The sequence below is a fragment of the Alkanindiges hydrocarboniclasticus genome, assembly GCF_001982605.1.
Taxonomy (GTDB): domain Bacteria; phylum Pseudomonadota; class Gammaproteobacteria; order Pseudomonadales; family Moraxellaceae; genus Alkanindiges; species Alkanindiges hydrocarboniclasticus.
The window spans coordinates 58,654-78,209 of sequence record NZ_MLCN01000013.1 but is presented as its reverse complement, the minus strand read 5'-3'; the positions used below and the strand labels follow the sequence as shown (position 1 = coordinate 78,209).

The 19,556-nt window shown below is 47.7% G+C and carries 19 protein-coding genes and 1 tRNA gene; 12 read left to right on the top strand and 8 right to left on the bottom strand.

Annotated features, from left to right (window positions below; genetic code table 11):
* Window positions 1-411: 411 nt before the first annotated feature.
* From hisA to hisB, 3 genes are all read right to left on the bottom strand, one after another.
* The gene (gene hisA, locus BKE30_RS05660; RefSeq protein WP_076877632.1) at window positions 412-1,143 is read right to left on the bottom strand and encodes a 1-(5-phosphoribosyl)-5-[(5-phosphoribosylamino)methylideneamino]imidazole-4-carboxamide isomerase; all 732 of its coding nucleotides are present in this window, start codon (window positions 1,141-1,143) and stop codon (window positions 412-414) included.
* Between the two features lie 80 nt (window positions 1,144-1,223).
* Window positions 1,224-1,853 carry an imidazole glycerol phosphate synthase subunit HisH gene (gene hisH, locus BKE30_RS05655; protein ID WP_076877631.1) on the bottom strand — a complete coding sequence of 210 codons (630 nt, stop codon included), beginning with the start codon at window positions 1,851-1,853 and terminating at the stop codon, window positions 1,224-1,226.
* The gene (hisB, locus tag BKE30_RS05650; RefSeq protein WP_076877630.1) at window positions 1,854-2,447 is read right to left on the bottom strand and encodes an imidazoleglycerol-phosphate dehydratase HisB; all 594 of its coding nucleotides are present in this window, start codon (window positions 2,445-2,447) and stop codon (window positions 1,854-1,856) included.
* A 101-nt stretch (window positions 2,448-2,548) separates the two neighbouring features.
* On the opposite strand from hisB, the gene BKE30_RS05645 reads away from it, so the two are divergent.
* Together BKE30_RS05645 and BKE30_RS05640 are read left to right on the top strand one after the other, a co-directional pair.
* A complete protein-coding gene (locus BKE30_RS05645) occupies window positions 2,549-2,926 on the top strand; it encodes a GNAT family N-acetyltransferase (RefSeq protein ID WP_076877629.1) in 378 nt (125 codons plus the stop codon).
* A 100-nt stretch (window positions 2,927-3,026) separates the two neighbouring features.
* Window positions 3,027-3,102: transfer RNA gene (locus tag BKE30_RS05640), tRNA-Phe, on the top strand.
* A gap of 125 nt (window positions 3,103-3,227) precedes the next feature.
* On the opposite strand, the gene BKE30_RS05635 is transcribed toward BKE30_RS05640, so the two are convergent.
* Both BKE30_RS05635 and ompR read right to left on the bottom strand, forming a co-directional pair.
* Window positions 3,228-4,661, bottom strand: a complete 1,434-nt coding sequence (locus BKE30_RS05635) for an ATP-binding protein (RefSeq protein ID WP_076877698.1) — start codon at window positions 4,659-4,661, stop codon at window positions 3,228-3,230.
* A 194-nt stretch (window positions 4,662-4,855) separates the two neighbouring features.
* Window positions 4,856-5,617 carry an osmolarity response regulator transcription factor OmpR gene (gene ompR / locus BKE30_RS05630; protein WP_076877628.1) on the bottom strand — a complete coding sequence of 254 codons (762 nt, stop codon included), beginning with the start codon at window positions 5,615-5,617 and terminating at the stop codon, window positions 4,856-4,858.
* A 384-nt stretch (window positions 5,618-6,001) separates the two neighbouring features.
* Between ompR and BKE30_RS05625 the strand changes: the two genes are divergently transcribed.
* On the top strand, window positions 6,002-8,368 hold the full coding sequence (locus tag BKE30_RS05625; RefSeq protein WP_076877627.1) for a Tex family protein: 2,367 nt from the start codon (window positions 6,002-6,004) through the stop codon (window positions 8,366-8,368).
* 130 nt (window positions 8,369-8,498) lie between these two features.
* On the opposite strand, the gene BKE30_RS05620 is transcribed toward BKE30_RS05625, so the two are convergent.
* Together BKE30_RS05620 and BKE30_RS05615 are read right to left on the bottom strand one after the other, a co-directional pair.
* Complete coding sequence (locus BKE30_RS05620) at window positions 8,499-8,861, bottom strand: NirD/YgiW/YdeI family stress tolerance protein (RefSeq protein ID WP_076877626.1); 363 nt, start codon at window positions 8,859-8,861, stop codon at window positions 8,499-8,501.
* Window positions 8,862-9,101: 240 nt separating this feature from the next.
* Entirely contained in the window at window positions 9,102-10,004 is a 903-nt protein-coding gene (locus BKE30_RS05615) for an SDR family NAD(P)-dependent oxidoreductase (RefSeq protein ID WP_076877625.1), read from the bottom strand.
* 471 nt (window positions 10,005-10,475) lie between these two features.
* On the opposite strand from BKE30_RS05615, the gene ettA reads away from it, so the two are divergent.
* The 9 genes from ettA (at window position 10,476) to BKE30_RS05575 (ending at window position 18,659) form a co-directional block, all read left to right on the top strand.
* A complete protein-coding gene (gene ettA / locus BKE30_RS05610; protein ID WP_076877624.1) occupies window positions 10,476-12,137 on the top strand; it encodes an energy-dependent translational throttle protein EttA in 1,662 nt (553 codons plus the stop codon).
* Window positions 12,138-12,321: 184 nt separating this feature from the next.
* Window positions 12,322-12,741: a hypothetical protein gene (locus BKE30_RS05605; protein WP_076877623.1), complete on the top strand. Its 420-nt coding sequence runs from the start codon at window positions 12,322-12,324 to the stop codon at window positions 12,739-12,741.
* A 368-nt stretch (window positions 12,742-13,109) separates the two neighbouring features.
* A complete protein-coding gene (locus BKE30_RS05600; protein ID WP_076877622.1) occupies window positions 13,110-15,023 on the top strand; it encodes a DEAD/DEAH box helicase in 1,914 nt (637 codons plus the stop codon).
* Window positions 15,024-15,228: 205 nt separating this feature from the next.
* Complete coding sequence (locus BKE30_RS15975; RefSeq protein ID WP_156935829.1) at window positions 15,229-15,378, top strand: hypothetical protein; 150 nt, start codon at window positions 15,229-15,231, stop codon at window positions 15,376-15,378.
* A 124-nt stretch (window positions 15,379-15,502) separates the two neighbouring features.
* Entirely contained in the window at window positions 15,503-16,357 is an 855-nt protein-coding gene (locus BKE30_RS05595; protein WP_076877621.1) for an ABC transporter ATP-binding protein, read from the top strand.
* Complete coding sequence (gene mlaE, locus BKE30_RS05590; protein WP_076877620.1) at window positions 16,354-17,133, top strand: lipid asymmetry maintenance ABC transporter permease subunit MlaE; 780 nt, start codon at window positions 16,354-16,356, stop codon at window positions 17,131-17,133. The genes BKE30_RS05595 and mlaE overlap by 4 nt, the downstream gene beginning before the upstream one ends.
* Window positions 17,130-17,651, top strand: a complete 522-nt coding sequence (gene mlaD, locus BKE30_RS05585) for an outer membrane lipid asymmetry maintenance protein MlaD (protein WP_076877619.1) — start codon at window positions 17,130-17,132, stop codon at window positions 17,649-17,651. Before mlaE ends, mlaD begins: the two co-directional genes overlap by 4 nt.
* Window positions 17,652-17,724: 73 nt before the next feature.
* Window positions 17,725-18,354, top strand: a complete 630-nt coding sequence (locus BKE30_RS05580) for an MlaC/ttg2D family ABC transporter substrate-binding protein (protein ID WP_076877618.1) — start codon at window positions 17,725-17,727, stop codon at window positions 18,352-18,354.
* A gap of 2 nt (window positions 18,355-18,356) precedes the next feature.
* Window positions 18,357-18,659 (top strand): STAS domain-containing protein, encoded by a 303-nt coding sequence (locus BKE30_RS05575; protein ID WP_076877617.1) that lies wholly within the window; start codon window positions 18,357-18,359, stop codon window positions 18,657-18,659.
* 87 nt (window positions 18,660-18,746) lie between these two features.
* Here the strand turns inward: BKE30_RS05575 and BKE30_RS05570 are convergent, their stop codons facing one another.
* Window positions 18,747-19,523: a hypothetical protein gene (locus tag BKE30_RS05570; protein WP_076877616.1), complete on the bottom strand. Its 777-nt coding sequence runs from the start codon at window positions 19,521-19,523 to the stop codon at window positions 18,747-18,749.
* Window positions 19,524-19,556: the final 33 nt, after the last annotated feature.

The window sequence follows — 19,556 nt, the reverse complement described above, 5'->3', positions numbered from 1 at the left end:
ACCTGAATATGCAAAGTTCGGCCATGCCATTCATAAACAGCTCGACCAAAATCAAAATCACCCATGTTCTGGAAAGGGCCAATATCTCGAATAATCTCATCAATGGACTTTGTTTTTACTACTGAAGATTTTAAAAAATAGTCTCGAAGTACTTCATCACTGACCGTGCAAGTATCCGATTGAGGACTTGATATTGAAGAAGCTGTCTCTGGAATAAATTTGCTCCAGAGATTAAGCAATACAATAACAATGATGAATATTATGAAAAATGTCAGATTGCAATTCATTATTCTTATAGCGTTAACACAAAAATTAATATGATTTAATTGCTATTACAAGCAGCCCGTAGGACTGCCTGTAAGATGTCATAGGGTTAATTACCACGAGCAAACTAAGGCTTATCTACTTTAATCAAACGTGTTCTTCATCCAGCAGTAATTGTGCTTCCCGCAAGCTCAGGCTGCCTTCATAAATGGCACGGCCGGTAATGGCACCTAAAATGCCTTTTTGGCCTTTCAGCAGACGAATGTCTTCAAGGTTGGTCACGCCGCCTGAGGCAATAATCGGCAAGCCACAGTAATCTGCCAGTTGCACGGTTTGCTCCACATTCACACCCTGCATCATGCCATCACGGGCAATATCGGTATACACAATACTGGACACCCCTGCATCGGCAAAACGCTTGGCCAGATCGGTTGCCTTAATGTCCAGCACATTGGCCCAGCCATCAGTTGCTACCATGCCATCTTTGGCATCAATACCCACAATAACGTGCCCGGCAAATTCCTTGCAGGCCTGTTCTACAAATTCCGGCTCTTTGGCCGCTTTGGTGCCAATAATCACAAAGGACACTCCGGCTTCTAAATAATGGCGAATGGTATCCATTGAGCGAATGCCGCCACCAATTTGAATGGGCAGTTCAGGGTGTGCATCAGCAATGGCTTCCACCACATTTTTATGAATGGGTGTGCCGGCAAAAGCACCATTCAAGTCCACCAGATGCAGGCGTCGTGCGCCTTCATTGACCCAGTGCGTTGCGGTGGCCACAGGATCATCTGAAAATACCGTATCATCTTCCATGCGGCCCTGTTTTAGACGCACGCACTTGCCGTCTTTTAAATCAATTGCTGGAATAATTAACATGGCAAGTGTCCTCAGTATTAAGCAAAGAAAGTGAAGCAATAAATCTTAAAAATAAAATGCCTAAAAATAATACGGCAATTTTAAATATCCCACGCAACAAAGTTCTTAAGCAGTTGTAACCCAACTGTATGACTTTTTTCCGGGTGGAACTGTACGGCAAACAAATTATCTTGGCTTAAGGCGCAGGTAAATGGCTGGCCATAATCGCAGGTCGCTGCCGCAATTTGCGGATTTTCAGGCTGCACATAAAAGCTATGTACAAAATAAAACCGGCTATCCTGCGCAATGTTCTGCCACATTGGATGGGCAGGATCATGCTGCTGTACCTGATTCCAGCCCATGTGCGGCACTTTTAATCCGGCCTGATTGGGAAAACGCACCACGTCGCCTGCAAAAATTCCCAGACAGCCTACACCACCATTTTCCTGGGAACGCTGCATTAACGCCTGCATGCCCACACAAATCGCCAGAACGGGCTTGTTAAATACGGCCTGTTTTACTGCGTCATCGACATGCACATCCTGCATACCAGCCATACAGTCGCGCATGGCACCCACGCCGGGAAACATGATCTTGTCAGCACGTGCAATGACCTTGGGATCATTGGTCACATCAACCGCTGCACCCACAAATTCCAGTGCCTTGGCCGCCGAGTGCAGATTGCCCATGCCATAATCCAGCAAGGCAATACGTGTTCTGGCCTGACTCATTTACAGGCTACCTTTGGTGGAGGCAATGGTTCCTGCGGCACGCGGATCCAGCTCGCAGGCCATGCGCAATGCACGGGCAAATGCCTTGAACACACTTTCAATTTGATGGTGGCTGTTTTTGCCTTTGAGGTTATCAATGTGCAGGGTCATCAGGGCATGATTTACAAACCCCTGAAAAAACTCGGAAAACAAATCAACATCAAAGGTGCCAATACGCGCACGGGTAAATGGAATATCCATAAATAAGCCCGGACGCCCAGAAATATCTACCACTACACGCGATAGCGCTTCATCCAGTGGCGCATAAAAATTGCCATAACGACGGATGCCCTTTTTGTCGCCCAGCGCCTTGGCAAACGCCTGGCCCAGAGTAATACCACAGTCTTCTACCGTGTGGTGATCGTCAATTTCCAGGTCGCCCTTGCATTCAATATCAATGTCGAACAAGCCGTGGCGTTTGATCTGGTCAATCATGTGATCCAGAAAAGGCACACCGGTATTGAGCACCCCTGCACCAGTACCGTCCAGATTGACGCGTGCGCGGATTTGCGTTTCACTGGTATGGCGCACCACTTCACTGACACGTTCTGCCATCGACAAAGCTCCCGAAAAACATTAATTATAACGTATTCTCTGGCAGTAGGGTGAAGCCTTTGCTAGAGTTAATTCATTCAAAAATACCAGGGGAGGCTGTTATGCCAATTACCGTTCATGCGTATTCCGAAATTCAGGATGAAGAACTGCGCACCCAGCTCAAGCGTCTGTATGATACCAGCCCTGAATTTGGTGATGGCGACGATGCCGTGCAACAGCTGGAAACAGCCATGCAGCAAGATAGCCTGATTTATACTGCTGAGTTTAACCAGAAAATTATTGGTGCAGTCTGGGTGAGCGGGCAGGATAATACCCGTCTGGTGCATTATGTGGTGGTGCATCCGTCCAACCGTGGCCGTGGTGTGGCTGAGCGCCTGATTGAAGGTGTATGTGAGGCCGAGGAACAAAAAGGCGTAAAACACTTTAAGCCGGGCTGTGGCGCTATTCATCGTTGCCTGTCGCATCTGGGCAAGATTTAACAAAAAGTCCGCCAGCCTGTTTAAAAAAAAGGCATAAGAACGCTTTTTAAGGAATAGCACTTGACTTGAACCTATGATTTCTATTTAATTCACACCCATCGGCGCGATAGCTCAGTCGGTAGAGCAACGGATTGAAAATCCGTGTGTCGGCGGTTCGATCCCGCCTCACGCCACCATATGCGTAAGACCTGTAGTCACATACAGGTAAAAAACCCCTAGAGTTTTAAGCTTTAGGGGTTTTTTGTTGTGTTAATTTGTGGTGCAGAATAATAAAATAAACCATCAGGGTTTTGATGGCATTTCATGTTTCACCGGTTAAGCGATTCTTGATTTTGCGCAAAGCACTGCCTTCCGTCTTGGTGGTTTCTGGCGGTTTACGCACCAGAGGTAGGCCCACACTGACCTCAAGGCCGCCATCCGGGTGATTGCGTGCATTCACATAACCGCCATGCAGCTCGGCAATTCGTTTAACAATGGCCAGTCCCAAGCCACTGCCCTGGGTGGTGCGCGCACTATTACCCCGCACAAAAGGCTGCATCAATGACTCAATATCTGCTTCATCAACGCCTTCGCCACTATCACGCACAGTAATGATAATATAAGCCCCCAGCAAGCTGGCAGAGAGATAAACCGGTTCGGCACCGTACCGTTTGGCATTGTTGACCAGATTGCCAATCATACGTTTGATGGACAGGCTGCGCAGGCAAATTTGTGGCAACAATTGGGGCTGGTAAATAATTTTAAGCGGCTTGAACTGGACAATAATTTCCTGCATGAGCGCATTAATATCAGTGATTTGTTCTTTTTCATCCGAGCCATCACGCATGTAGGAAATAAACTGGCTTAAGATGGCATCCATATCATCCACATCGTAAATCAAGCCCTGTTGCAGGTCTTCATCCGGCATTAGCTCGGCAGTCAGGCGAATACGGGTGAGTGGCGTGCGCAGGTCATGTGAAATACCGGCCAGCATAATAGTACGTTCCTGCGCGGCCTGTTGCAGGGTGCTGATCATATGGTTAAAGGCTGAATTTACCTGACGGATTTCAATAGGACCATGGTTGGTTTCCAGATACGGCGCCTTGCCCGTCTGGGTAAAATCCCGGGCAGCATGTTGCAGGCGTAGCAGCGGTCGGTTTAACTGTCGTACCAGCGTCAGGATAATAATGGATGTCAGTAGCGGGATACCCAGCAGCCAGAGCAAAATTAGCTCGGCACTATACTCGGCATAAAAATCGAGGGGTTCGCGCACCCAGGCTTTGCCCAGCGAGGGATAATAAATCCAGAGTTGAGGTGAAGGCTTAAATTCAAAATAAACCGTGACAGGTTCATTGAGTTCCCGCGATAGTTCTTTTTCCAGCCGTCCGGTAAAAAATTCGGCGATTAGTTTTTCGCGTGTGGTTGGAAATTCACTGGGTTCACGAATAATTTGTACGCCAACCCGTTGTTCCAGCCAGTCGTGCAGGTCAAAGGCAAACGGATCTTCGGTCACTTGCAGGTCGGTTTGCTCCAGCAGATCCAGTTCAATGGCAAGATAGCGTGCGTGTTGACGGATTTCAGGCAAATACAGGGTGCGCCAGAAAAAGGCCAGCGACATAAATAAACTGAAAAACACCACCACCGACACCAGTGCCGTCGTGCGCATGGCGGTAGAACGCGGTTTGATGCGGTCTAAAAAAAGTTCCCAGCGGGTACGGGTGCGAGGACGATAGACGCTTCCTGATTCAAGCGTCATGCTGTCGCGGTTATTATCAGACTGCGCCCTATTGTTATTCACTTGCTGTGGCAAAACTTGCCATCCTTATATAAATTACTGGACTGAAAGCCCATGCTTCAATCCAGTGCATGACCTGATTTTTAAAACCGCCTGATCCAGCATCTTATTACGCTATTTCAACAGTGTACAAAACGTTCCGGCTACTGCAAAACTTATTCTGCACCATCCGGAACAAACACATAACCCACGCCCCAGACCGTTTGAATATAACGGGCACGTGCAGGATTTTCCTCTATCAGGCGACGCAGGCGCGACACCTGAACATCAATAGAGCGTTCCATGGCACCCCATTCGCGTCCACGCGCCAGATTCATCAGCTTGTCGCGGGTCAGTGGTTCACGTGGATGCTGTACCAGCGCCTTTAATACTGCAAATTCACCCGTGGTCAAAGTCACCACCTGACCTTCACGGGTAAGGGTGCGGGTGGATAAATCCAGCGCCCAAGGGCCAAAACTCACCACTTCAACCTGCTGGCTGGGTGCGCCGGGAATTTCACGCACCTGGCGCCGCAGTACGGCACGGATACGCGCCAGTAATTCATTGGGGTTAAACGGTTTGGGCAGGTAGTCATCGGCACCGGCTTCCAGTCCGGCAATTCGGTCACTGTCACTGCCACGGGCGGTCAGCATAATAATCGGCGTGTCAATATTGCTGTTGCGCAGCCGACGGCAAATACTGATGCCATCTTCTACGGGTAACATGAAATCCAGCACAATCAGGGAAAATAATTCACGTTGTAACAGACGATCCATCTGGGTGCCGTCATGCGCGGTTTTGACCACAAAGCCCTTATCTTCCAGAAAACGCTGTAGTAAGGTACGCAAACGGACATCGTCATCAACGACCAGAATTCGTTCAACCCGGTCTGCTTCAGGGCGTAGGAGTTGCTCTTCTGCAGGCACAACGAGACTCATGTTTAACTCCTTTTTTGGATCTGCAAGCCAGATCCGCTAATTTTATAAAATGCTAATCAAATACTGAGTAATTGCTTACATTTAGGGCAAGACGGGCAAAAACACAAATAGATTCAAGCAATAGATACCAAATATATACAGGTTAATCTACTAAAATAATCATAAAGCAGAGGTTTGCAGCAAACCAGTTAAAAAAACACCAGATTTCAAGTGACTAAACAAAAAACAGTGCTGATGGTTAAAGTCAAATTACCGCATTTTAATGACGGAAAAACAGCCTTGGCGGCTAATGGTGGACTGATGAATAAAATTTAATAAAGCGTATTCAAGACAAGGGTACAGGACGTATAATCGCCACTTTCATTTTTGTCGTGGAAGCGTTGTATGACTGAGCTGGTTCAACAACTGGCAAGCGAGCTTGCGGTTCGTCCTGCCCAAATTGAAGCGACCATTCGCTTGCTGGACGATGGTGCAAGCGTTCCTTTCATTGCGCGCTATCGCAAGGAAGCCACTGAGGGCCTGGATGATACCCAGTTGCGTCAGCTGGAAGCACGTTTGATTTATTTACGCGACTTAAATGAACGCCGCCAGAAAATTATTGATTCTGTGCGTAGTCAGGACAAATTGAGCGATGAGCTACTGTCCCGCTTAAATGCCGCTGACAGCAAAACTGCGCTGGAAGACTTGTACCTGCCGTATCGTCCCAAGCGCACCAGTAAGGCTGCCCTTGCCCGCGAAGCCGGCTTAGAACCCTATGCCTTAAAAATCTGGCAGGAAGCCATTGAGCCGGAAGCGGCACTGGCTGGTTTTGTTGCTGCTGAGGGGACAGAAGAACGCTATTCTGATGTGGCCAGCCAACTGGAAGGCATCCAGCATATTCTGGTAGACCTGTGGACGGCACGTCTGGAGCTGACCGAACAGCTAAAACAGGGTTTTGCAGCCAGTGCGCAACTGCTTAGCCGTCTGGCAGGTGAAGAAAAACGTGAAGTGGGCAAAAAATTCCGTGATTATTTTGAGTCCGGTGAAAGCCTGGCAAAAGTAGCCAATCACCGCCTGCTGGCCATGCTGCGTGGCCGTCAGGAAAATGTGCTGACTTTAAAAGTAGACGGGGAAGATGCGCCGCGTCTGGCTGAAATTTATGGTGACTTGCAACTCAATGACATACAGCCTGAATCACGCCAGCAGTTTTTAAAGCAAAGTGGCGAACTGTTGTGGCTGGGCAAATTGCGTCCGCATTTTGAACATTCCCTGCTGACTGAAAAACGTCTGGCTGCCGAAGCCGATGCCATGAAAGTGTTTGCTGAGAACCTGCGGCATCTGCTGCTGGCAGCACCTGCGGGCGGACGCTGCACACTGGGTGTTGATCCCGGTATTCGTACTGGTGTCAAGCTGGCAGTGGTCAACAGTGCTGGTGATGTACTGGCATATAGCACCATTTATCCGTTTGCACCAAAAAATGACACCGAAGGCGCGCTGGCCGAGCTTGAGCGCCTGTGTCGTGAACATCAGGTTGATCTGGTGGCCATTGGCAATGGCACTGCCAGCCGTGAGACTGAAAACCTGCTGGGCGAGCTGGCCAAAAAGCATCCTGACCTGAACCTGACTCGTGTCACGGTCAGTGAAGCGGGCGCATCAGTATATTCAGCCAGTGAATTGGCGTCTCAGGAACTGCCAGAGCTGGATGTTAGCATTCGTGGCGCGGTTTCCATTGCCCGCCGTTTGCAGGACCCACTGGCCGAGCTGGTTAAAATTGATCCCAAATCCATTGGCGTTGGCCAGTATCAGCATGACGTGAACCAGACTGGTTTGGCACGTACGCTGGATGCGGTGGTGGAAGACTGTGTCAATGCGGTGGGGGTAGATGTAAATACTGCATCGCCAGCATTACTGTCGCGCATTGCCGGGTTAAACAAAAATATTGCTCAGCAAATTGCTGATTACCGTCGGGAACATGGCGTGTTCAATAACCGCCAGCAACTCAAAAAAGTGCCGCGTCTGGGTGACCGTACCTTTGAGCAGGCGGCAGGCTTTTTGCGTATTCAGGATGGTGAAGCACTGCTGGACCGTTCGGCCGTACATCCGGAAAGTTATGCGCTGGTTGAAAAAATACTGGCCAAACTGGATAAATCGCTGGATCAAGTGCTGGGCAACGCTGAAGTATTGTCCGGTATTAACGCGGAAGAGTTTGTCGATGAGCAATACGGCTTGCCAACGGTACAGGACGTGTTAAGTGAGCTGTCCAGGCCTGGCCGCGATCCACGTCCTGAATTCCGCACGCCCAAGTTCCGTCCTGACATTCAAAGCATGCAGGATTTAAGCGACAACCTGTTGCTGGAAGGTGTGGTGACCAACGTTACCAATTTTGGTGCATTTGTGGATATTGGCGTGCATCAGGATGGTTTGGTGCATGTGTCCGAGTTGTCAGCCAGCTTTGTCAATGACCCGCATAAGGTGGTTAAGCCGGGGCAGATTGTTCAGGTTCGGGTAATTAGTGTAGATGCAGAGCGTAAACGCATTAGCCTAAGCCTGCGCTTGAATCCGGAAGAAAAGCCCGAACGTGCTGCACGTTCATTTAACAATGAGCAGCGCAAGCAGGCCAAACCTGCGGCCAGAAAATCCGGTGAGCGCGCGCCTAAGCGTCAGGATAAGCCATCCGGAAAACCTCACGACAAGGCAGCCAAGCCCAGCGAACCAAAAATTGGCGGGTTAGGTGCATTGCTATTACAGGCGGGTGTGAAAAAATCCGGCTAAGCTAAGGCTGGATTTAAGCTTTCGGTGCATGAAAGGCTTAAATTCGGCAGGGTTTATAGCTGGAAATTATTAATTTAAAATCGTTTTAATGCAAAAAAGCACGTCAAGGCGTGCTTTTTTGCATTTAGCCTTATTGTATTTTTTCAATGCTAATAACTTCAATATCCGTAGGTTTGCGGCGATGGGTATCTACTTCCCCAATAAGGCGTACCTTATCACCTGCCTTCAGTTGCATGGGTTTCCATAGGTCATCATCAACCTCAATTACAATAGAACCGCTGGCATCCTTAAACTCAAAATCATCGCCAGAAATATGCCTGACAATGTGACCTGCTAAAGTAACGCCTGTTTCATCTGCTAAGGTTTTAATCTGTGCCACAGTTACTGCATGTTGAGTAGCTTCTTGTTGTATGGCCTGATCAGATTTAGCAAAGGCATGGCTATGAACCAGTAAAGCCAGCCCAGCCAGTGTGGTTGCCATTATTGTTTTCATCATGATTACTCATATTTTAAGTATTGTTTATCTAAGCAAAGTTTTGAAAAAATGCTGATTGAATTAGGTAAGTTTCAGTATGAACTTGGCAAACATAACAATAAGCTATTAAAAATTTTATAAATAATAATGTTTTGGCCCTGCGCTCATCACGGTTAAATAAAAAAGCTGTACAGCAACCTTGGTTACGTACAGCTTCCATTAGCTATCTAATCTCATTTTTAGGGCAGGAATCAAGGCTTACCAGTGTTCACCCGGTACCAGACGGGCAAAGGCACGCTGCGCCAGATTCAGTTTACCTGCTTTTTTACTCTTACTGTCGCCAAGGGCTGCTGTCGAGCTTGGGAATAACTGATAACCAACCGACATCACAAAGTCATTGAACTTGGGCACTAGCGCATAGCTGACTGCAGCAAACGTACCCACTTTGGTGGCAATGCTTTTTGGCTTTTTGATAATGGCTGTAGCCACCATGTCAGCCGCTTGTTCCGGTGACAGGGTAGGCACATATTTATACATTTTGGTGGGCGCAATCATTGGTGTGCGTACCAGCGGCATATAAATGGAAGTCAGCTGGATATTATGCGCATGCACTTCTGCCGACAGGCAACGGCTAAAGGCATCCAGCGCAGCCTTAGAGGCCACATAAGCGGAAAACCGCGTGGCATTGGCCAATACACCAATGGAACTGATATTAATGATATGGCCGTTTTTACGCTTAATCATATGCGGCAATACGCTTAAAATCAGGCGCACAGCACCAAAGTAGTTAAGCTGCATAGTGCGCTCAAAGTCATGGAAACGCTCTACCGATTCTTCAACCGCACGACGGATCGAACGACCGGCATTATTAACCAGAATATCAATATGGCCCACTTCCGACAGAATTGTCTGCGCGCATTCATCAATGGACGCCATGTCATTCAGGTCACAGGGAAATACCGATGCCTTGCCGCCAGCCTGCTCAATTTCCTGTTTCACTTCTTCCAGTTTTTCACGGGTGCGCGCAACCAGTAGCACATGGGCACCTGCACTGGCCAATTGCTTGGCAACTGTTAAACCGATACCACTGGAAGCACCAGTAATTAAGGCAACTTTATCCTTAACCACTTTGGGTAACATCTTTTGAATCTGGCTGGCCATAAGATAATCTCTTTCAAAAAAAACAATATAAAAATTCCAGGCATTTATTTAATTTTGCCTAAATATATAGTTATAAAAATTTCAAAAAAAATATATACCTTTCGTCGGATTAAAATTTAACCTGATAAAAATTAAATAATTGAAAATTATCAATATTATTGAATTGATCTAGAGTAATTATTCTAAAAAAACGTACAAAAAACAATCGAGTCTTTACTCTATTTTAGAGTCTGGATACATTTTTAATACGTTCAAAAAATAAACTGAATTAAATCGCCTATTTTAAAGTGCTGGATGGCGCTGTGAAATGATGGCTTTTAACAAAATTCAGGCTTGGCGCAATTGCATTGCACGAGTTTTCTGATAAATCCGCTATACTATGCACCAAATTTGTTTCAATACTTTTTGACCATCGTGATTTAAGTGTAGTGAATTGGTGTTCACTACAAAGAAATACTTCAGGAGTCCTACGTGGCCCAATATATTTATACCATGAACAAGGTATCCAAGCTGGTTCCGCCCAAGCGCGAAATCCTTAAGGATATCTCTTTATCATTTTTTCCGGGTGCCAAAATTGGTGTGCTGGGTCTTAATGGTGCGGGTAAATCAACCTTGCTTAAAATTATGGCAGGGGTTGATAAAGACTTTAACGGCGAAGCACGTGCCCAGCCCGGCATTAAAATTGGTTATCTGGAACAGGAACCGCACCTGGACCCAGCCAAGGACGTCCGCGGCAATGTGGAAGATGGCCTGCGTGAGCCACTGGATGCACTGGCACGTCTGGATGAAGTGTTTGCTGAATACGCCGCCGAAGATGCTGATTTTGATGCGCTGGCCAAGGAACAGGAAAAGCTGGAAGCCATTATCCAGACCTGGGATGCCCACAACCTGAATAACCAGATGGAACAGGCTGCCGATGCCTTGCGCCTGCCAGCCTGGGATGCCGATGTCAACAAGCTGTCCGGTGGTGAGCGCCGCCGTGTGGCCCTGTGCCGCTTGCTGCTGTCCAAGCCCGACATGCTGCTGCTGGATGAGCCAACCAACCATTTGGATGCTGAATCAGTATCGTGGCTGGAACGCTTCCTCAAAGACTTTGCTGGCACGATTGTGGCGATTACCCACGATCGCTACTTTCTGGACAACGTGGCGGAGTGGATTCTGGAGCTTGACCGTGGCCATGGCATTCCATATCAGGGCAACTATACCAACTGGCTGGAACAGAAAACGGCTCGTTTAGAGCAGGAAAACAAGCAGGAAGAAGCCTTTGCTAAAGCCCTGAAACATGAGCTGGAATGGGTTCGTAAAAATGCTAAGGGCCAGCAGGCTAAATCCAAGGCACGGATTGAACGCTTTGAAGAGCTGAACTCGCGTGAATTCCAGCAGCGCAACGAAACCGCTGAAATCTACATTCCACCCGGCCCGCGCCTCGGTAACAAGGTGATTGAAGTAGAAAACATCAGCAAGTCCTTTGGTGACCGTTTGCTGTATGAAGGCTTGAGCTTTAGCGTACCGCCTACTGGTATTGTGGGTATTGTTGGCCCGAATGGTGCCGGTAAAACCACTTTGTTCCGCATGATTACCGGTGAAGACAAGCCGGATACCGGATCAGTAAGCCTGGGTGAAAGTGTCAAGGTGGCTTATGTCGGCCAGATGCGCGATACATTGGATGCGTCAAAAACCGTGTGGGAAGAAGTGTCTGATGGTCTGGACATTATTACTATTGGCGAGTACACCACGCCTTCACGTGCTTATATTGGCCGCTTTAACTTTAAGGGTCAGGACCAGCAAAAACGCGTCGGTGAGCTATCCGGGGGTGAGCGTAACCGCCTGCAACTGGCCAAAACCCTGCGTCAGGGTGCCAACGTGATCCTGCTCGATGAACCATCTAACGATCTGGACGTTGAAACCCTGCGTGCGCTGGAAGAAGCTATTCAAGTGTTCCCCGGCAGCGTACTGGTGGTCTCGCATGACCGCTGGTTCCTTGACCGGATTGCCACCCATATTCTGGCATTTGAAGATGAAGGCCCACAGTGGTTTAATGGCAACTACAGTGAATACGAAGCCTATCGCAGAAAAATGCTGGGTAATGATTCCGGGCCAAAGCGTGCCAAGTACAAAAAAATTGGCGGCTAGGGATTTTTAAAATCCTGATGTAATCAGCGTTACCAAAACCTCAGCCAGTGCTGGGGTTTTTTATGCAAATGCATTTTCATGTAAGCAATTATTATATTTATCAGTGAAATGATAAGCGGTGCAATTTTAACCATGGCTTGTTTTATACTGGGTTAAATTGAACTACGAATAGTGAGACATAACAATGATTAATTCACGACAGATTTACCTTGCTGGTTTGGGCTTACTGCTGGGTAGCTCTATTTTCTCAACCCTGAGCTATGCGGCAACTGAACTGTCAGACCGTGCCCTGCGGCATGAAACAGAAGCCAATCCGGCCAAAGCTGAGATACCGGAAGTGCTGGATTGCCCCAAGGATATGCGTGAAGCAGAATGTACCCGACTACAATATGAGCGTTATGCCAATCAGACCGATCGCTCTTATAATGAATTCCTGAAGAATGAAATTACCAATCCCCTGCGTAACCGGGTAATTAAGCAGCCATTACTCACCCAGCCACTGGAAAATCCTAGCGCGCCTGCCGAGCCCCGCCCTAATCTTAACAATTTCATCAACCAGCTACCCAACAGTTTGCCACCGACGAGCATGGGTAATCAGCCCTAGCTAGAGGATATTTAAGGGTTAAATGTGCGCTTATTCGCACCTCGTGAATAAAGTGTAATATTGTATAGCTTTTCTAAATGATTAGCGCTATAATGCGCCACGCACTTATTTCCGTTCATCGCCTGAACATCTAATTGATTTACGATTGCGCGTTTACAGTCCTCAGGATGACTATTCTTCGCGCCTCTCATCTCTAGTCAGTCCACACTGACCATCTTTTCAGGCTGCTGCCGTAAGCTGTTGTGCGTATATTGCATCGTCTTTATAAGTTAAGCCTACTGACAAGAGTCAGATTTCTGCTTTGCTGCCTGATGCCGATGTCTATTTTATGACTTTATTGGAGCGCCCAACATGGGGCGAGACTCTCTATGAGCAACACTTTTGCTGATTTTCCTTTAGCTGAACAATATCAAAAAGCCCTTACTGATCTGGGTTTCACTGCACCTACAGCTGTTCAGGCTGCTGCTATTCCTGCCGCATTAGACGGTAAAGACCTTCTGGTATCAAGCCAGACTGGTAGCGGTAAAACCGTTGCCTTTTTATTGCCAACCTTAAATCCGCTGGCTGAAATCAACCAGTTGCAGTCTGCTAAAGACCGTGCCAAAAATATTACTTCGCCACAAGTGCTGGTGTTGTGCCCAACACGTGAACTGGCTCAACAGGTTAGTCAGGATGCGATTGCACTGGTTCGCCATGTTCGTGGCCTGCGTATTGCGACCATTGTAGGCGGCATGCCATTTGGTAAACAAATTGCCCAGTTAAAAGGCGCTCAGGTGGTTGTAGCAACGCCGGGCCGTTTGCTGGATCTGGTTAATCGTCGTCAATTGAGCCTGCAAGAAGTTGATGCGCTGATTGTTGATGAAGCCGACCGCATGCTGGATCTGGGTTTTTCCGAAGATCTGGAAGCCATTAGCGATCTGGCGAGTGGTCGTAAGCAAACCTTAATGTTCTCTGCAACATTTGCTGACCGTATTATTCGTCTTGCTGAAAAGATGATGAATTCGCCTGAGCGCATTGCGATTGAAACCGGTTCAAGCACCAATGTGGATATTGAACAGACTCTGCACTGGACTGATGGTTTTGAACACAAGAAAAAACTGCTGGCCCACTGGTTAAGCGATGAAACCATGGATCAGGCCGTAGTGTTTGCAAGCACTCAGGAAGATACCGACATGCTGGCTGAAGAGCTGGCAGAAGCGGGTCACCAAGTAGTTGCACTGCATGGCGCCATGCCACAAACCGTGCGTAACCGCCGTATCAAGAGCCTGCGTGATGGCCGTGCGCGTGTTCTGGTTGCCACTGACGTTGCTGCTCGTGGTCTGGATGTTCCTGGTATTAGCCATGTCATCAACTTCGGTTTACCGATGAAGAACGAAGACTACGTACACCGTATTGGCCGTACCGGTCGTGCGGGCCGTAGTGGTCGTGCTATTACACTGGCATTACACCGTGAGCGCGGTAAAATCCGTGGTCTTGAAGACTATTTAAGCGCCCGTTTAGCCGTAACCGAAATTCCTGGACTGGAGCCAACCCCACAGGCAGAGCGCCCACGTGGTACTGGCCGTAATGATCGTGGTGGCAATGGCCGCGGTGGTCGTCCAGGTGGCGGTGGCCGTCGCTTTGAAGGTGAATCCCGTTTCGGTAGTGGCGAGCGTCGTCCATTCAACCGTGATGGCGGTGATCGTCCAGCACGTCCGTTTAACCGTGAAGGTGGCGAACAGCGTCGCAGCTTTGGCAATAGCGAAGGTGGCGAGCGTCGTCCATTCAACCGTGATGGCGGTGACCGTCCAGCACGTCCGTTTAACCGTGAAGGTGGCGAACAGCGTCGCAGCTTTGGTAATAGCGAAGGTGGTGAGCGTCGTCCATTTAACCGTGATGGCGGTGACCGTCCAGCGCGTCCGTTTAACCGTGAAGGTGGCGAACAGCGTCGTAGCTTTGGCGGCAATGATGACAACCGTGGTAATCGTGTAGATTATCGCAGTGAGCGTCCAGCGCGTTCATTTGGCGATAACAACAATGCCGGTGGTGAGCGTCGTCCATTTAATCGCGAAGGTGGCGAACGCCGTAGCTTTGGTGGTGGTGACCGTCCAGCACGTCCGTTTAACCGTGAAGGTGGCGAACAGCGTCGTAGTTTTGGCGGTGGCGAATCACGCCCACGTCGTGAGTTTGGTGGTGAGCGTAGCTTTGGTGCTGAACAGGCACCGAATGTTGAGCGCAAGACCCGTCGCTTTAAAGAGCAAGCCTATGCCAACAAGGTACGCAGCAACAATAATGATGACTAATTAATCATGCTGTAGCCTTGCCAATCCATTGAGTATGCTCAGTGGATTAGCTCAAAAAAGCCGGAACTGTTCCGGCTTTTTTTATGGCGTATGTTCGTCTTTTTTAAACTTGTTCATTGAGACAATAGGCTATACTATGCACAAAATAGCGGATTCGCTACCAGGCTTGGTCATGGCGTGGTAAAAATTTAACAAGGAAAAAAAAATGCCTTATCTTTTTGTATTTTTAGTCGGTTTAAATGCCGTTTATCTGGGCTTTCAGCTATTGAAGGAAAAAGAGCCTTCGGTCTTGCCCGAGTTTAATATCCAGCAGGCGGAAGTCTATCCAGAAACCATTCAACTGGTGGAAAAGTAATAATTTATTGGGTGCTGCTCATTCATTTTTTCATAAAACAAAAGCACTACGTTCCCTACTTATAGTGCTTTATAAAGTATGCTAAAGTTCTTTTTTTAATAATTTGTTACGGATTATTGTGCGCATGGTCGATACCTGGAATCGGACACAAGATTCGCAAAATTTAACTGATGATTCATTAATTGAAGTCAGGGATCTGGTTTTTTACCGTGGTGAGCGCCCTATTTATGATGGCGTAAACATGCAGTTCAAGCGCGGACAGATTACTGGCATTATGGGGCCTTCGGGAACTGGTAAAACCACTCTATTGCGCCTGATTGGTGGGCAATTGCTGCCAGACAGTGGCCAAGTCCTGTTTGAAGGACAAAATATTGCCAGTCTTGGGCGCCAGCAATTATTTAAAGTGCGCGCGCGTATGGGCATGCTGTTTCAAAGTGGTGCCTTGTTTACCGATATGACGGTTTTTGAGAATGTGGCTTTTCCCTTGCGGGCACACACACGCCTGCCTGAGCACCTGATTGCCGAGCTGGTTGGTTTAAAGCTTGAAGCAGTTGGCCTGCGTGGTACGGAGCAGCTCATGCCATCAGCGCTTTCCGGTGGTATGAATCGCCGCGTTGCTCTGGCCCGTGCCATTGCACTGGACCCTGACTTGATTATGTATGATGAACCATTTGCCGGGCAGGACCCAATTGTCATGGGCGTACTGACCCGCCTGATCCGTACCCTGCGTGAAGCATTGGGGCTAACCACTATTATTGTATCGCATGATGTGGATGAGACCCTGTCGATCTCCGATTATGTGTATGTGGTGGCCGAAGGACAAGTTATGGGCGAAGGTACGCCTGAACAACTTAAGGCATCATCGTCCGCTTTTGTGCAGCAGTTCCTAAATGGCTATGCTGAAGGCCCGGTAGAATTCCAGTACAGCCAAACTCCTTATCTGGCAAAGCCTCAACAGCTTAAAGGAGAATCAGTGTGAATCCGGTGCAGCGTCTTGGACGTGCCGTTATTGAGCGGATTGAAGGAATCGGGGCCGCCATGCTGTTGCTATTGCGCACTTTACTGGCTGTTCCATCACCGCGTGGCTTTGGTTTGTTTATTGAGCAAATGTACCGGGTAGGTGTGCTTTCACTGCTGATTATTACCGTATCAGGCCTGTTTATTGGTCTGGTTCTCGGGTTGCAGTTGTACTCTATTTTAATCCGGTTTGGCAGTGAGTCCATGTTGGGTACGGGTCTGGCACTCACTTTGTTACGTGAACTTGGCCCAGTGGTTGCGGCATTGCTATTTGCCGGACGTGCCTGTTCCAGTATTTCAGCAGATATCGGTTCCATGAAAGCTTCCGAGCAGCTATCCAGTATGGAAATGATCGGGGTTGATCCCTTGCGCCGAATTGTGGCACCGCGTTTATGGGCTGGTATCGTTAGCCTGCCGCTATTAACCATTATTTTTTCAGCAGTGGGAATTCTGGGTGGTAAGTTTGTCGGGGTAGACTGGCTGGGGGTGGATGAAGGCTCATTCTGGTCCAGCATGCAGGGTTCGGTGAGTTTTAGTGACGATATCGTCAACGGCATTATTAAAAGCATTGTCTTTGCAGTAACTTGTACCTGGATTGCGGTATATCAGGGTTATGCCTGTGATCCCACTCCTGAAGGTATTGCCACAGCCATTACCCGTACAGTGGTTTATTCGTCCCTGTGTGTACTGGGACTTGATTTTGTTTTGACTGCGGTCATGTTCGGAGGATTGTCATGAGGACACGAAGCAGTGAACTCACCGTAGGCATTTTTGTTATTGTGGCGGCTATTGCCCTGTTTTTTCTGGCAATGAAAGTTAGTGGCCTGCTAGGGAACAATTATGGAGACACTTATACGCTAACCGCACAATTTAATAATGTTAACGGCTTAAAACCGCGTGCTAAAATTACTATAAGTGGCGTTACCATTGGGCGTATAACCGATATCCGCCTTGATCCCAAAACCCTACAGGCTGAAGTGGTGATGGAGATTGACAGCGCCGTTCAAACCATTGATGACGATGCATATGCCATGGTGGCCACCAACGGAATTCTGGGTGAAAAATACCTCAAGATTGTGCCGGGCGCGGGTGAAAAATACTATAAAGCGGGCGATGTCATTACCCAGACGCAAGGCTCCATGGATATTGAAGATTTGATCAACAAGTTTATTACCGGTAATGCCGGCGCAAACAAGACAGCGCCTGCAACGCCTGCGGTACAGGCGCAACCGGATGGCTTTGCAGAAGGGTTTTAGGACTTTTTGCAGGGCATGATTTCCATCAGGCAGTATTAATTGCAATGCTGCCTTACTCAATGAGAGGAATAACATGAAATTTAAAGCATTGCCAACCGCCCTGAGTGTCAGCATGCTCGCAACAATGATTGCCAGTACCAGTGTGCAGGCTGCACCTGAACCTGCACCGGTATTTGTAAAACGGATTTCCGATACACTGGTTGACCGTCTGGTGAAAGAGCGTGCCAGCTACCAGAAAAATCCTGCGGTATTAAATACCATCGTAAAGGAAAATGTTGAGCCTCACGTGGATTTTGAAGGTTTTGCCCGTGGTGTGATGGGGCAGTATTACCGTCAGGCCACCCCAGCCCAGCGTAGTACCTTTACCCAGACCTTCCATCAAAGCCTGATCCGTACCTATGCGAAAGGACTGGCTGCCTATAACAACGAAAGCTACACCATTCGTCCGTTTACGCCCGGCCGTGATCCCAGCAAGGCTGTGGTGAGCATGGATTTTAAAACCAGCAACGGTACTATTCCGGTGACTTATCAGCTGATCCAGAGCGGGGATAGCTGGAAAGTGCGTAATGTGTCCTTAAATGGTATTGATATTGGCCTGACTTTCCGCAACCAGTTTTCCTCTACGGTACAAAGCAACAAGGGTAATCTGGATAGCGCCATTAAAAACTTTACCCCCTCTGCTGATGCCGCAGGTAACCGTTAATTATGGCGGCACAGCTTAGTGTTCAGGATCAGGTTCTGTTTTTAAAAGGCAGCATTGAGTTTGATAATGCTGCCACGGTGTATGAACAGGGCCTGACGCTGTTAAAGCAACAACAGCAGTGGCCAGTATCTATTGATTTATCTGGACTTGAATCCAGCAATACCATTGTACTGGCAGTATTTGTGCAATGGTTAAGGCAATGTGCAACTGGCCAGATGTTTTATTTGCAGAAAGTTCCACAAAAAATGCAGGCGATTATTCAGGCGTCCAATTTAATGGCAGAATTTGGCTTAACACCACAATAAATTTTAGAAAAAAACATAGGCGTGATTTTTTTAAATATTATACAAGATAAAACGTCCTAAAATTTTAAACCCGCAAAGGAGTTGGTATTACCCAACTCTTATTTTTCTTGAAGGGTCTATTTTCTTGTTTTTAGGTCTATCCTGTGCCAGCTCAATCGAAGTAGCCCGCATCATCAATGGCTGAATCAGTGGCGAGCTGAGCAGGTTAATCACTTGGCGTGCTTTGACCGTGTTTTTACGGGCAGGGTTAACATAGCCACGTAAAATAATTTCTTCATTGGAAATATAAACAAACTGGTCACCCGGACGCAGCCATTTATCCAGCGTTACCGCGCACTGAACCTGCTTGCTACGCGCCATGCGCCATGCTGCCAAGGAGTCGCTGGCGGTGACCAGACGGGTATTGGAAGGAATGTTAGGAACACTTTTAAGAAAGATATTACCAACCCGGCTTCCTTTGGGAGGGACTGCAATGGTGCTGACTTTAGCTTGAAATAATGTATCCAGTAAGGTTACACGTTTGGGCAATGGGTCATTAGGACACCACAGGATAACCTGACTAGCAGCAATGATCTGACTATTTTTTTCCAGAAACTGATTAACTTTTTTAGCACCATAACCTGAATTTTCAATAAAAATGATTAAGTCAGCAGTGACATTTTTTTTATTAAAATCAGTGTATAGCTCAATGTTAGGACGTGAATAAATTTCAATATTCATGCCTAGCTGTTGCGTTAAGCGCGGCTTAAGGGATTCTAGTACGGGCGAAAAACCTTGGCTAATACCAATCCGTAAGGTTTCGACGGCGTGTGCAGGGATTACCGTTAAAGCGACTGCAAGTGCTACCACTTTTGATAATTTCACGACAAAGCCTTTATGTTAATTTTATATTACTTA